15 protein-coding genes and 1 other annotated feature (1 of these 16 running past the window's edge) are annotated in these 12,778 nt (G+C 42.0%); of the genes, 8 read left to right on the top strand and 7 right to left on the bottom strand.

Going from position 1 to position 12,778, the window contains the following annotated elements; all coding sequences use genetic code 11:
• The first annotated feature begins 50 nt into the window (after positions 1-50).
• The 4 genes from EL242_RS04335 (at position 51) to EL242_RS04320 (ending at position 2,422) form a co-directional block, all read left to right on the top strand.
• On the top strand, positions 51-320 hold the full coding sequence (locus EL242_RS04335; RefSeq protein WP_040081194.1) for a YihD family protein: 270 nt from the start codon (positions 51-53) through the stop codon (positions 318-320).
• A gap of 43 nt (positions 321-363) precedes the next feature.
• Positions 364-1,002: a thiol:disulfide interchange protein DsbA gene (dsbA, locus tag EL242_RS04330; protein WP_126301637.1), complete on the top strand. Its 639-nt coding sequence runs from the start codon at positions 364-366 to the stop codon at positions 1,000-1,002.
• An 84-nt stretch (positions 1,003-1,086) separates the two neighbouring features.
• Complete coding sequence (locus EL242_RS04325; protein ID WP_126301636.1) at positions 1,087-2,127, top strand: LLM class flavin-dependent oxidoreductase; 1,041 nt, start codon at positions 1,087-1,089, stop codon at positions 2,125-2,127.
• 1 nt (position 2,128) lies between these two features.
• Positions 2,129-2,422 carry a YfcZ/YiiS family protein gene (locus tag EL242_RS04320; RefSeq protein WP_006250426.1) on the top strand — a complete coding sequence of 98 codons (294 nt, stop codon included), beginning with the start codon at positions 2,129-2,131 and terminating at the stop codon, positions 2,420-2,422.
• 68 nt (positions 2,423-2,490) lie between these two features.
• Here EL242_RS04320 and srmB read toward each other — a convergent pair whose 3' ends face one another.
• Positions 2,491-3,825, bottom strand: a complete 1,335-nt coding sequence (gene srmB / locus EL242_RS04315) for an ATP-dependent RNA helicase SrmB (RefSeq protein WP_126301635.1) — start codon at positions 3,823-3,825, stop codon at positions 2,491-2,493.
• Positions 3,826-3,984: 159 nt separating this feature from the next.
• On the opposite strand from srmB, the gene EL242_RS04310 reads away from it, so the two are divergent.
• Positions 3,985-4,248, top strand: coding sequence for a GrxA family glutaredoxin (locus EL242_RS04310; RefSeq protein WP_006250428.1), 264 nt, complete (start codon positions 3,985-3,987; stop codon positions 4,246-4,248).
• A 47-nt stretch (positions 4,249-4,295) separates the two neighbouring features.
• Here the strand turns inward: EL242_RS04310 and EL242_RS04305 are convergent, their stop codons facing one another.
• The 4 genes from EL242_RS04305 to EL242_RS04290 form a co-directional block, all read right to left on the bottom strand.
• Positions 4,296-4,394 carry a methionine/alanine import family NSS transporter small subunit gene (locus tag EL242_RS04305; RefSeq protein WP_006250429.1) on the bottom strand — a complete coding sequence of 33 codons (99 nt, stop codon included), beginning with the start codon at positions 4,392-4,394 and terminating at the stop codon, positions 4,296-4,298.
• Entirely contained in the window at positions 4,394-5,902 is a 1,509-nt protein-coding gene (locus EL242_RS04300; RefSeq protein WP_126301634.1) for a sodium-dependent transporter, read from the bottom strand. Before EL242_RS04300 ends, EL242_RS04305 begins: the two co-directional genes overlap by 1 nt.
• Before the next feature lie 329 nt (positions 5,903-6,231).
• Complete coding sequence (locus EL242_RS04295) at positions 6,232-7,521, bottom strand: HlyC/CorC family transporter (RefSeq protein WP_126301633.1); 1,290 nt, start codon at positions 7,519-7,521, stop codon at positions 6,232-6,234.
• A 126-nt stretch (positions 7,522-7,647) separates the two neighbouring features.
• The gene (locus tag EL242_RS04290; protein WP_126301632.1) at positions 7,648-8,445 is read right to left on the bottom strand and encodes an inner membrane protein YpjD; all 798 of its coding nucleotides are present in this window, start codon (positions 8,443-8,445) and stop codon (positions 7,648-7,650) included.
• Between the two features lie 216 nt (positions 8,446-8,661).
• Between EL242_RS04290 and yceD the strand changes: the two genes are divergently transcribed.
• The 3 genes from yceD to plsX are packed head-to-tail and all read left to right on the top strand — an operon-like array spanning position 8,662 to position 10,411.
• On the top strand, positions 8,662-9,183 hold the full coding sequence (yceD, locus tag EL242_RS04285; protein WP_126301631.1) for a 23S rRNA accumulation protein YceD: 522 nt from the start codon (positions 8,662-8,664) through the stop codon (positions 9,181-9,183).
• A 16-nt stretch (positions 9,184-9,199) separates the two neighbouring features.
• Positions 9,200-9,370, top strand: coding sequence for a 50S ribosomal protein L32 (gene rpmF, locus EL242_RS04280; RefSeq protein WP_006251723.1), 171 nt, complete (start codon positions 9,200-9,202; stop codon positions 9,368-9,370).
• An 18-nt stretch (positions 9,371-9,388) separates the two neighbouring features.
• Positions 9,389-10,411, top strand: a complete 1,023-nt coding sequence (gene plsX, locus EL242_RS04275; RefSeq protein WP_126301630.1) for a phosphate acyltransferase PlsX — start codon at positions 9,389-9,391, stop codon at positions 10,409-10,411.
• Between the two features lie 94 nt (positions 10,412-10,505).
• Here plsX and hisD read toward each other — a convergent pair whose 3' ends face one another.
• The gene (gene hisD, locus EL242_RS04270) at positions 10,506-11,789 is read right to left on the bottom strand and encodes a histidinol dehydrogenase (protein ID WP_126301629.1); all 1,284 of its coding nucleotides are present in this window, start codon (positions 11,787-11,789) and stop codon (positions 10,506-10,508) included.
• Between the two features lie 12 nt (positions 11,790-11,801).
• Entirely contained in the window at positions 11,802-12,701 is a 900-nt protein-coding gene (gene hisG, locus EL242_RS04265; protein WP_126301628.1) for an ATP phosphoribosyltransferase, read from the bottom strand.
• A gap of 32 nt (positions 12,702-12,733) precedes the next feature.
• Positions 12,734-12,778, bottom strand: a sequence feature (His leader region); it runs 83 nt beyond the window's last position.

The following is a 12,778-nucleotide window of genomic DNA, read 5'->3' as shown; positions in this document are numbered from 1 at the left end:
AAAGTATATTATCCCGCTTACTATTCAACAAGTTTTTTAAGAGGCATACTATGAAATGCAAACGTTTAGAAGAGCTATTGGAACTGCTTGGCGAACATTGGCGGAAAAATCCCGATCTTCATTTAATCGATATTTTGCAACAGCTTTCGGTGGAAGTGGGCGAGCCGGATAATTTTCACGCCCTGCGTGACGAGGTTTTGATTTATCAGCTCAAAATGCGAAATGCCGATAAATTTGAGCCGATTCCAGGCATTAAAAAAGATTATGAAGATGATTTTAAAACCGCATTGCTCCGCGCTCGTGGAATTTTAAACGATTAAGTTTGTCTTATTTCTCACTTATCACATTTTTGAAGGAATCATTATGAAGAAATTCGCATTAAAAACCGCACTTGTTGCACTTTCTGCTCTTTTTGCATTTAACTCAACCGCTGTTGCAGCTGATCCAACTGCGGGTAAAGAATATATTGAAGTGCGTAAAGCTCCATCAGCTCAAAAAGAAGTGGTAGAATTTTTCTCATTCTACTGCCCGCACTGTTATGATTTTGAGTTAAATTACAAAATTCCAAGCAAAATCAAAGCGAAATTGCCTACAGACAGCAAATTAGTGCAATATCACGTTAATTTCTTAGGTCGCCAATCAGAAGACTTAACCCGTGCATGGGCATTAGCAATGGCATTGGGTGCGGAAGATAAAGTGAAAACCGCCTTGTTTGAAGCTGCACAAAAAGATGCGTTTAAATCAATGGACGATATTCGTGCGCTCTTTATTGCTAACGGCATTAGTGCAGAACAGTTTGACAGCGGTATCAACAGCTTTGCGGTAAACGGCTTAGTGAATAAACAAGTTCAATTAGCCGAAGAGTTCCAAATTCGTGGTGTACCGGCGTTTTTCGTGAATGGTCAATACCAACTTAATTTAGAAGGATTTTCCGATTCAAGCTCGACCAATGATTTTATCCAACGCTATATTGACGCTGTGGTCTTCTTGAGTAAGAAATAATCGTCCCCATATAGCGTGGTGGTTTTACAAGTGCTGAATAGTAAAGCTATTCAGCCTTTTTTATATGCAAACTCGGAGAACAAAATGACAAACTTATCCATTCTCAACCTTGTACCGATTCGTGATGGGCAAACTGCCAAACAAGCGGTCGATTCTATGGTGAAATTAGCAAAACACGCAGAAAATATCGGCATTGAACGCTATTGGATTGCCGAACACCATAATATGAAAAATCTTGCCAGTTCCGCCACGCAATTATTGATTCAACACGCCCTCTCCCACACCGAAAAATTAAGAGTCGGCTCCGGTGGCGTGATGTTACCCAACCACAGCCCTTATATTGTGGCAGAACAATACGGCACACTGGAAACACTCTACCCGAACCGTGTAGAGCTGGGGCTTGGACGAGCGCCCGGCACCGATATGCGAACCGCAACTGCCCTACGCCGCAACGCCCAGAGTTTGCCTTTCCCCGATGAAATCAGCGAGTTAAAAGGCTACTTTGACGGTACAAACCTTGTTTCCGCCTATCCGGCACAAGGGCTAAATGTGCCGTTTTATATTCTAGGCTCAAGCCCTGAAAGTGCCTATTTAGCGGCTGAACGAGGCTTGCCTTATGCCTTCGCTTCACACTTTGCCCCTCGCTTTATGGACGATGCAATCCGCATTTACCGCTCACACTTTAAGCCATCTGAAGTGCTGGATAAACCTTATGTGATTTTAGGTGTGAATGCGATTGTGGCAGAAACCGATGAAGAAGCGGCACAACTGGCGACCACCCAAACCCAGTTTTTCTTAAATGTAGTGACCAATGCCCAACAAAATCTGCAACCACCGCTCGAGTCTGACGACAAAGTGTGGGAAAATTTTGTGAAAGCAGAAATCGTGCCGCATTTCGGTCCGGTTGCCTTTGAGCAAAATGCCCTATACCGCCAAGAGAAAACCGTTGTTCGTCAAATGACCGAATGCTCCTTAATTGGTAGCCCGCAAAGCGTTGAACAACAACTTAAAGCCCTAAAAGCACGAGTGGAAATTGATGAAATTATGGCGGTAAGCTACATTTTCGATGAGCAAAAACAGCATCAATCCTACACTTGGTTAAAACAAATTACGGATAAGGTGTAATATGAGCAAAACGATGCAACAAAAAGCGGCAGAGGCACATAATATGTGCCGGCTAAAAGGCGATTCTATGTTGGATAATGCAGACCGCCAAATTGCCTTTGAAGCGGTGTATGAGAGCGAAGAACTGGCTCAACAAGCGGTCGAATTTTTCGCACAAAAAGCAAAATCGGTCGAAACCGAACCTTGTGAAATTCAAAGCGAAATTACACAAATTGCAGAAGGGTTTCTGATGAAAATGTGGATCACCTTCAGCTGCCAAGCGGAAGTAATTTTATTTCAAATGGCAGTAAGGTAGATATAAAACAAGCGGTTATTTTTGATGAATTTTTTGCAAAAAAATTCAGAAAATAACCGCTTGTATCATTACGCTTGTTTAACCGCAGCTAATTCACTACTTGGTTTACGCCGTTTGCCGATATTTTTAGTATCTTTATGGCGGACTTTTACTTTTTGTTTTGCCGCTTCTTTTTTCGCCTCTTTTTTCTTCTTAATGCGTGCTTTTTCTTTCTTGCTGGTCACATTTAGCTCGCCATCTTTCGGGGCTTTGGTGCGAGGCTCTAAGCCCTCGATAATGCGAGGTTTTAGTACTTCTTCGGTGTAACGTTTAATTTTGCCGAGTAATTTATAATCGTGAGCTTCCACCAATGAAATTGCCGAACCTTTTTTGCCAGCACGAGCGGTACGCCCAATACGGTGCAAGTAAGTATCCGCACTATAAGGCAAATCGTAGTTCAATACGAAATCAATATCGTCTATATCAATGCCTCGAGCCGCCACATCGGTTGCCACCAACACATTCACCACGCCTTCTTTTAAACGGCTAATGGCTTGGTTACGTTGGGTTTGAGCCATTTCACCTTCGAGATAAGTAGAACGAATTCCCCGTTTACGCAAGGTTTCGCTGAGTTCTCGCACATCTTCTCGGCGGCGAACAAACACAATCGCTCTTTCCACCGAAAACTCGCTGATAATACGAGCCAATAATTTGGTTTTATGTTCTACATTATCAGCGTGATAATACCATTGCTGAATTTTTTTACGCTCACGGCGACTCGGTTCGGCATCAACCTTGATTGGGTCATTTAATAATCGCTCGGCAAAATCCTCTAGCAATTCGCCCTCAAGGGTGGCTGAAAACAGCCAAGTATGCTTACGCCAACGGGTTTCTGCCGCAATTTTTTCCGCATCTTGCCCGAAGCCCATTTGCAACATTCTATCTGCTTCATCAAAAATCAGCACTTCCACCGCTCGGCAGTCAAAATTTTCCTCTTTAATGTATTGCATTAAACGACCTGGGGTAGCAACCACAATATCTTGATTTTTATTAAAGACTTCACCGTGATTTTGATATGCCACCCCACCGGTAATAGTCGCAATGCTTAACTGGGTAAATTTAGCCAGTGCTTGGGCTTGCTCCGCCACCTGCATTGCCAGCTCTCGGGTTGGGGTAAGAATTAAAATGCGAGGAGCCCCCGGTTTGCGGCGAGGATAATCTAATAAATGCTGAATTGCCGGCAGTAAAAAAGCGGCAGTTTTGCCGGTACCGGTAGGGGCTGAACCGAGCAGATCACGTCCTTCTAACGCAGCCGGAATCGTGGCTTGTTGAATAGCGGTTGGGCGGTTATAGCCTTTGTGTGCTAAGGCTTTAAGTAATTGAGGGCTTAAATCAAGCTCCTCAAACGTCATTAATTGGGTCATCTCTGTTTCTCTACTTGTAAATTTGCCCCAGTATATCACATTAACTGCTTGCCGTGATGGTGAAGAAATTTATCCTAAAAGGCTGAAAAAATTGTTACACTTACACAGAGCCGTTTAACGGACAATTCGCTCACTTTTACTTTATAGAAGGAACATTATATGTTTGTTGAAATTTATGGACGTTTATCTTGCCCATACTGCGTGCGTGCAAAAACATTAGCCGAGAAAATGAAACAAGAATTAAGCGATTTTGATTTTAAATTTATTGATATGATCGCTGAAAATATTTCAAAACAAGACCTAGAGCCTCGTGTAGGCAAGCCGGTTGCAACTGTGCCACAAATTTTTGTGGATAATAACCACGTTGGCGGTTGCACCGATTTCCAAGCCTTTGTGGAAGAGAAATTTGGGATTACCGTATAGCCAAAAGCCCGCTAACAAGCGGGCTTTTTTATACAAAAATCTGCAAATTATTGCTCTTCTTTCGGCAGACGTTTAATCGCAAAAAGTAAACCGCCCCAGATGATCGTCATTGCCACCACCATTGTAATAATTGCTGCTGAACTCATTACTCATCTCCTTTTGGTTCATTTTTCCACGCCATTTTTGATAGCAAGTAAGCCACCACCACTAAACCGATTGCCATTCCCCAGCCGAAGGTGTTTACAAACCAGCTTGGGTAGCCTTCATAACCTTCACGATACACTTTGGCGATTTCGCTGAATAACATAAATGCCAGTACGCCGGAGGTAATAACGATACATAAACGCCAGATAAAGCCGATTTTGAATGAAGAAACTTCGTTCAGGTGTTTTTCAAGGGTGCTTAATTTCTCGCTGGTGACAATCGCAATCAAGGAAACAAACGCCACCGCAACAATACCGAATTGGTTTACGAATTTATCCATCACATCAAGCATTGGTAAACCGGTGGTTGTACCGAATAGCAAGACAGATACCACCATCATCGGAATGCCGACTAATAAAGTTGCTTTAACACGGCTTGAATTGAGTTTGTCTTGCACCGCTGAAATAATCACTTCAATTACCGAGATAAATGAGGTTAATGCCGCAAAGGTGAGTGAACCAAAGAACAGCACGCCAACTAATGCCCCCATTGGTGCTTGGTTAATAATGGTTGGGAAAGCGAAGAATGCCAAGCCGATACCGCCTTTTGCTACCTCGTTCACTTCTTGCCCCGCAGCCGTTGCCATAAAGCCGAGTGCCGCAAATACGCCGATACCCGCTAATAATTCAAAACCACTGTTAGCAAAGCCTACCACTAAGCCTGAGCCGGTTAAATCGGTCTCTTTTTTCAGGTATGAGGCGTAGGTAATCATAATCCCGAAGCAGATAGAGAGTGAGAAGAAGATTTGACCGTAAGCGGCAATCCACACACTTGGATCAGCCAATTTTTCCCAGTTTGGGGTAAATAACGCATCTAAGCCTTTCGCCGCACCCGGTAGGGTTAATGAATAGCCGACCAACACTAAGAACATCACGATCAACAGCGGCATTAGCAGGTTTGAAGCGGCAGAAATCCCTTTTTTGATCCCCATTGCCAACACAGCGATAGCAATCAGCCATACCGCAATTAACGGCCCTGTAACCATACCGACAAATTCAAAGCTCACGCCGTTAGCGATGTCGCCCATTTTTAAGAACTCACCGATAAAGAAATCCACCGGTTTATCGCCCCACGCTCCGCTGAATGAGAAGTAGGTGTAACTTGCTGCCCAGCCGAGTACCACCGCATAATAAATCCCGATGATCACGTTGATCAGCACTTGCCACCAACCGAAGGTTTCAAATTTCGAGCTGAAACGGCGGAAAGAGAGCGGTGCGCCACCACGATATTTATGCCCGATGGCATAATCTAAGAACAACAGCGGTAAACCTGCGGTTAAAAGGGCGATGATGTACGGCAGAATAAAAGCGCCACCACCGTTTTCATAAGTGGTATAAGGGAAACGCCAGATGTTCCCTAAGCCGACAGCGGAACCAATAGCCGCCATAATAAATGCACCACGTCCGGCGAACGTTTCTCTTTGCGGTGCGTTTGATGATTGATTAGACACGGTAAATACCTCAAACTGATAAAGTTTTATATAAAAAAAGAATTGAGTTAAATGTAAATTAATCACACTTTAAGTGCGGAATATGCCCAAATTCAGGTTGAATGTAAAGTAGAAAAATATAGAAAAACAGATAAAAAACGCTCAATTTTCAATATAAAAATCCAAAGAAAAACAAAAAATCAAACAAAAAAACTAAAAAAAAGACATCTTCAGATAAATATAAATAAAAACCTAAAAGCTACCAGCATAATTATTTATATTAAAATTAACAAAAAAATAACACATTATTTGTACAAATAATGTGTTATCTACTTTCTTTTTTCTTAAAATTAGGCTGAATCTTGCTCTTTTTCGATTTTCGGTGAAAGATGTTCAACTTTCGCTTGTTTAACCATATTTTCACTCACTTCAAGAATCATCACTTTCAAGTTGTAGAGTTCAAATTCCATTCCTTCATCAGGAATTTTTTCTAAATGCTCTAAAATCAAACCGTTAAAGGTTCTAGCTTCCTCAAGCGGTAAATCCCAATCAAATAGTTTGTTCAGATCACGCAGGTTGGCTGAGCCTTCAATAATCACCGTACCATCTGATTGTTGCTGAACTTCTTGCTCAAGGGTCGGTGCTGATGAAGTCGTAAATTCACCCACAATTTCTTCTAAAATATCTTCAAGAGTGACTAGCCCTTTAATATCACCATACTCATCAACCACTAAACCAATACGCTCTTTATTCGCTTTAAAGTTCATTAATTGTGTAGTGAGTGGTGTGCCTTCAGGAATAAAATAGACTTCATCTGTTGCACGCAGTAGCATTTCTTTGGTAAATTCGTTTTTCTCCAACATTAAACGGAAAGCTTCACGCACCCGCAAAATACCGACAATATTGTTGTCCATATCTCCTTTGTAGATAATCACCCGAGCGTGAGGGGCGTGATTAAGCTGACGCATAATCGCTTTCCAGTCATCATCAATATCAATGCCGCTGATGTCATTACGTGGTACCATAATGTCATCAACCGTCACTTTTTCCATATCTAAAATAGACACCAACATTTCACGGTGTTCGGCAGGAATAAATTTACCGGCATCAAGCACTACACTACGCAGCTCTTCGGAGCTTAATCCTTGTTTATCTTTTTGTTGAATCCGTAATAATTTCATCAGCCCGGCAATAATCAGATTCATTAAAAATACAATCGGGCTAAGTAATTTTTTAAGTGGGGTTAAAATAAAACTGGCGAAGAATCCCACTTTTTCAGGGTAAATTGCCGCCACGGTTTTAGGCAAGATTTCTGAGAAAACCAGCATCACAAAGGTTAACAAACCCGTTGCAATCGCCACACCGGCTTCACCGGATAACTGCATACCAATCATCGTTGCAATCGCTGAGGCGGCAATGTTGACTAAGTTATTACAAATTAAGATAAGGCTAAGCAGCACATCGGTGCGTGCCAAGAGTTTTTCCGCCAGTTTTGCTCCTTTATGCCCTTGCTCGGCAAGGTGACGCATTTTGTAGCGGTTTAAAGACATCAAGCCGGTTTCCGAGCCTGAAAAAAATGCAGAGAGTACTAAAAGAATAGCTAAGGTAATAAATAAACTACTCAGGGGAATACTGTCCAAAATAAAATTCCTATGTGAATTAATCATAAAAGGTAGTAACACTAAAAGCGTTGTCACTACCTCACGTTGTAGGCAACCAACTGATGCCTTGCAAAAAATTTTGCTTTTTTGACCGCTTGTAAGACATTAATTGACGATCAAACGACTACCAAAATAGCCAATGGTGAGCAGTATCATACCCGAAATTGAATAAATAAGCACCCGTTTCCCACGCCAACGCAATTTCCATTGACCAAGTAGTTGAATATTGTAAACAATCCAAGCTAAAAACGAGAAAATCGCTTTGTGAATATGTTCAGGCTCAAAAAAGTTATGCAAATAAACCACACCGGAAAACAACGTTAGCGTCAACATTGCTTGGGCAGCTAAGGTTAACGTAAAGAAATGGCGTTCAACCGACATTAACGGTGGCAAAATCGAACAAAAGACCATTTTTTTGCTTTTTAGTTTGCGATCCAACCACTTTAATTGAAACGCGTAAATTAAGGCTAAGAAAAATAAAGCATAAGAGAATAAAGCGATTCCTAAATGGAACAACAAACCTGCATTTTGCTCTAAATGCCGAATAAAATTCCCTTGCACAAAACTTGCAACCGCCACGCTACAAATGGCGAACGAATACACAATAATTAAAGGAAACCAAGCTGTTTTCCATTTCAGCAAAGCAAAAGTTACGCAAGCTGCCATAATAAAGCTCATTAATGAGACCACATTGGTTAACGTAAAATTCTGCCCTTCAATTAAAAATAATTCATCATATAACACAGAGAAATGAAGAATGATTGCCATTAACCCTAATGCAAATACTAATGTAATATTGGGTTTTTTATTAGCGGTTGTGGCACTTTCTAAATTCACCAAAGTAGGGGCAACCCAAAGCAGCGTTAAAGCGTAAGCAACAATGGATAGAAGAGGAAGTAACATATTGTCTCGAATCTCGTCAAATAAGAATAACTATCAGAATTTTAATCAAAAGTAACAGTTTTAGCTAGTTTTTGCTATGGCTAGATCAAAAATTATCCTAAAAAAATGTGCATTTTACCTTAAATTGAAATTCGGATTTTAGCGACAGGATTATCTCGCTGAAAACAATAATTTTCCTTTGACTAATTTGCTTTCTATCTGTAATATGCACACCCTATGCAAAAGGTAAAACTACCCCTTACAATTGACCCGTACAAAGACGCTCAGCGTCGCGTAGATTATGAAGGCTACATTTCAGGTAATCTTCTAACACGCTTGGGTGAATTAGTATGTAATGTGCATGATGCACAAGTTACTCTCTCGTTATATGTCGATCCGCAACGCTTGACTGTGATTAAAGGCACGACCAAAGTGGATGTGGAACTTGATTGCCAACGATGTGGTGACCCGTTTACACAAACGCTCGACTGTTCATTTGTTTTCAGTCCGGTGTCTAACATGGATCAGGCGGACATCTTGCCCGAAATTTATGAACCTATCGAAGTAAACGAGTTCGGTGAAGTAAATTTACTAGATATGATTGAAGATGAATTTATTCTTGAATTACCTCTAGTCCCGATGCATAGTGAAGAACACTGTGAAGTGTCCGTGAGTGAACAGGTATTTGGCGAATTGCCGGAAGAACTGGCACAAAAACCAAACCCGTTCGCAGTATTAGCTAATTTAAAGAAAAACTAGATCTAGGAGAAAGCCCGTGGCTGTTCAACAAAATAAGAAATCTCGTTCACGTCGTGATATGCGTCGTTCACACGATGCATTAACAACTGCAGCAGTTTCAGTAGATAAAACCAGTGGTGAAACTCACTTTCGCCACCATGTAACTGCAGACGGTTACTACCGTGGTCGTAAAGTAATCAACAAATAATTCCTTTCGAGGTTTATCTTGGTTGATATCACTCTTGCAGTAGATGTGATGGGCGGGGACTTTGGTCCCCGTGTTACTATTCCTGCACTGGAAAAAGCCTTAAAACAAAATCCAAGCCTCTCTTTTTTATTATTTGGCGATGAACACCAAATAACCCCTTTATTACAAAAACACGCTCTACTTAATCACCCTAAAATCCAACTTCATCATACCGAACAAGTGATCGAAGCCGATGTTCCGTTTACTACTGCCATCCGCCAAAGCAAAAATAGTTCTATGCGGTTAGCGATTGAGGCAGTAAAAGAGGGCAAGGCACAAGGTTGTGTCAGTGGCGGTAACACCGGTGCGTTAATGGGGCTGGCAAAATTATTGATTGAACCTTTACCGAATATTGAACGCCCTGCGCTCACCTCGCTAATTCCTACCCTCAACGGAAAATCGAGCGTAATGTTAGATTTAGGGGCAAATATTGAAGTAAGCAATCACCAGCTACAACAATTTGCCGAAATGGGAAATCTGTTTGCCCAAGTAATGCTTGATTTGGTTTACCCTCGCCTGTCTTTATTGAATATTGGTACAGAAGAAAATAAAGGTACGGCACAACTTCAGGCGGTGCATCAACTGCTGAAAAACAGACAAGACTTAAATTACACCGGCTTTATTGAAAGCGATAAATTAACAAACTATCTCACCGATGTGATTATTTGCGATGGCTACACCGGTAATATCGCGTTAAAAGCGTTGGAAGGGGCAGCTAAAAACATTATTTCTCTGTTTAAAAAAGAAAAAGCAGATTCTAATATCTGCCGTAACACCAAACGGTATTTACTGAAAGTGATGTTCTACCGTTACTACCGCAAATTGCAACAAATTAACCCAGACCGCCATAACGGTGCGACCTTGCTCGGCTTATCCAAAGTGGTCGTGAAAAGCCACGGCGGAGCAAACACCAATGCCTTTTATTACGCCATTGATTATGCGGTGCAACAAATTCAAGGCGACATTCCAAATAAAATCCTACAGGGGTTAAACCAAAAATAAGCGAACTCAACTGTTCGCTTATTTTCATTTCTTGTTTCTTAAAGACACAAGCGGTCAAATTTGCAAAAAAATTTACCCATTCAACCGCTTGTATTTAGGCTTTTAATTTTGCCACTCGTAAACTAACCGCATTACGGTGTGCATCTAACAATTCTGCACTTGCCATTCGCTCAACCGTTTCAGCTAAGGCTAGAAAGCCTTGTGGTGTCAGCTCCTGCACCGTCATTCGCTTGCTAAAATCAGCCAAGCCTAAGCTCGAATAGGTTTTAGTATAACCATAAGTCGGTAAAACGTGGTTGGTGCCGCTGGCATAATCCCCCATACTTTCCGGCGAATACGCCCCTAAGAAAATCGAGCCGGCATTATCTAAATCCGCTAACAGTGAGCGGGCATTTTCAGTTTGCACAATTAAATGTTCGGGCGCATATTTATTACTAATTTCGACAGCTTGTTGCACGTTTTCAGCAATAAAAGTTCGACTGTGAGCCAATGCTTTACAGGCAGTTTCAGCACGAGGCAGAACTGCCACCTGCTTTTCTAATTCTTCATCGACCGCTTGTGCCAAGCTCTCACTTGGCGTGACTAAAATCACTTGGGAATCAGCTCCGTGTTCCGCTTGAGAGAGCAAGTCGCTCGCCACAAATGCAGGATCGGCAAACTCATCGGCAATCACCAGCACTTCAGACGGGCCTGCCGGCATATCAATCGCCGTGCCTTCTTGCACAACTTGGCGTTTTGCCTCCGTCACAAACGCATTGCCCGGGCCGAAAATTTTATCTACTTTCGCTACCGTTTGTGTGCCATTTGCCATCGCAATAATTGCTTGAGCCCCGCCCACCGCATAAATTGTTTCTACCTCACACAAATGGGCGGTGTAGAGAATTTCATCAGCAATCGGCGGTGGCGAGCAAAGCACAATCTTCTTACAACCGGCAATTTTTGCCGGCACTGCAAGCATTAACACAGTAGAGAAAAGTGGAGCTGAACCGCCCGGAATATACAGCCCTACAGCATTAATCGGGCGAGTGATGACTTGGCAACGCACCCCGGGTTGAGTTTCAATATCCACCTCTTGATTTTGCTGTGCCTGATGGAAAGCCTCAATATTCGCTTTCGCATTTTGAATCGCTTGCTTAAGCTCTGGTGAAATACGGCTCTGTGCTTGCTGAATCTGCTGTTCTGATACCACTAAGCTCTCCAATTTCACTTTATCAAACTTTTCAGCCAGCTCAAATAATGCCTTATCGCCGTTAGCGAGTACATTGGCTTTAATTTCATCGACCGCCGCTTTAATACTCTCGCCAACCACCTGTGCCGGACGGGCAAGATATTGCTGCTGCTCATTTTCTGTTAAATTGTTCCAAATTAGGGTTTGCATATTTGATTCCTTTTACGCCAACATTTTCTCAATCGGTAAGACTAATACGGAACTTGCTCCCATTTCTTTTAGCTGCTCCATCGTTTCCCAGAACAGGTTTTCTTGGCTGACAACGTGCATTGCCACACGGGTTTGGTCGTTAGCTAAGGGTAAAATAGTCGGGTTTTCCACACCGGGTAATAAAGCGGTAATTTCCGCCAGTTTGTCTTTAGGTGCGTGGAGCATAATATATTTTGATTCGCTTGCTTGTTGTACCCCTTGAATACGGGTTAATAGCTTATCGACTAACGCTTGTTTTTCTGCTGAAAGTGGCTCTTGGCGTTGGATTAAACAAGCAGTTGAGCGGTAAATGACTTCAACTTCTTTTAACCCGTTCGCCTCTAATGTTGCCCCTGAGGAGACTAAATCGCAAATTGCATTGGCAATGCCTGCACTTGGGGCAACTTCAACCGAACCGGTGAGTAAAATACTTTTAAACGGCACATTTTGCTCTTTCATATACCGTTTTAATAGATTTGGGTACGATGTCGCAATCACAGCATCTTCTAATTCCTTGATATTGTGATATTTTTTATCACGATCAATCGCTAACGATAAACGGCAACCGCCAAAATCGAGCTGGAGGAGTTTTTTATAGGCAACGTTCTCACCTGCACTTAATCGCCCTAATTCAACTTCCTCTAGCACATTTTCGCCAATAATGCCGAGATCGACCACGCCATCAAAAACTAAGCCCGGAATGTCATCATCACGCACCCGCAAAATTTCAATCGGCATATTTTCTGAATAGGCAATCAGGCGTTGATCGTTCCAAATGATTTTCACGCCACATTGTTTCAGTAACTCACTACACTCTTGACTTAGGCGACCTTTTTTCTGCATCGCAATTCTTAATCGATCTTGTGTTGTCATTGTTGTTTCCTTCTTATGTTTTAAATTGTAAATATAAAAAACCCTCTCGAAATCACTTCCGAGAGGGTTAAATTTGT

The sequence above is a fragment of the Mannheimia haemolytica genome (assembly GCA_900638155.1).
Lineage (GTDB): Bacteria > Pseudomonadota > Gammaproteobacteria > Enterobacterales > Pasteurellaceae > Mannheimia > Mannheimia glucosida.
The sequence above is the reverse complement of the archived record's forward strand: the minus strand, read 5'-3'. Positions and strand labels throughout refer to the sequence as shown.

Bases quoted from the DNA above. Each gene is read 5' to 3' on its own strand.
- EL242_RS04335 (WP_040081194.1), top strand. From the start codon at position 51: ATGAAATGCAAACGTTTAGAAGAGCTATTGGAACTGCTTGGCGAACAT.
- dsbA (WP_126301637.1), top strand. From the start codon at position 364: ATGAAGAAATTCGCATTAAAAACCGCACTTGTTGCACTTTCTGCTCTT.
- EL242_RS04325 (WP_126301636.1), top strand. From the start codon at position 1,087: ATGACAAACTTATCCATTCTCAACCTTGTACCGATTCGTGATGGGCAA.
- EL242_RS04320 (WP_006250426.1), top strand. From the start codon at position 2,129: ATGAGCAAAACGATGCAACAAAAAGCGGCAGAGGCACATAATATGTGC.
- srmB (WP_126301635.1), bottom strand. From the start codon at position 3,825: ATGACCCAATTAATGACGTTTGAGGAGCTTGATTTAAGCCCTCAATTA.
- EL242_RS04310 (WP_006250428.1), top strand. From the start codon at position 3,985: ATGTTTGTTGAAATTTATGGACGTTTATCTTGCCCATACTGCGTGCGT.
- EL242_RS04305 (WP_006250429.1), bottom strand. From the start codon at position 4,394: ATGAGTTCAGCAGCAATTATTACAATGGTGGTGGCAATGACGATCATC.
- EL242_RS04290 (WP_126301632.1), bottom strand. From the start codon at position 8,445: ATGTTACTTCCTCTTCTATCCATTGTTGCTTACGCTTTAACGCTGCTT.
- yceD (WP_126301631.1), top strand. From the start codon at position 8,662: ATGCAAAAGGTAAAACTACCCCTTACAATTGACCCGTACAAAGACGCT.
- hisD (WP_126301629.1), bottom strand. From the start codon at position 11,789: ATGCAAACCCTAATTTGGAACAATTTAACAGAAAATGAGCAGCAGCAA.
- hisG (WP_126301628.1), bottom strand. From the start codon at position 12,701: ATGACAACACAAGATCGATTAAGAATTGCGATGCAGAAAAAAGGTCGC.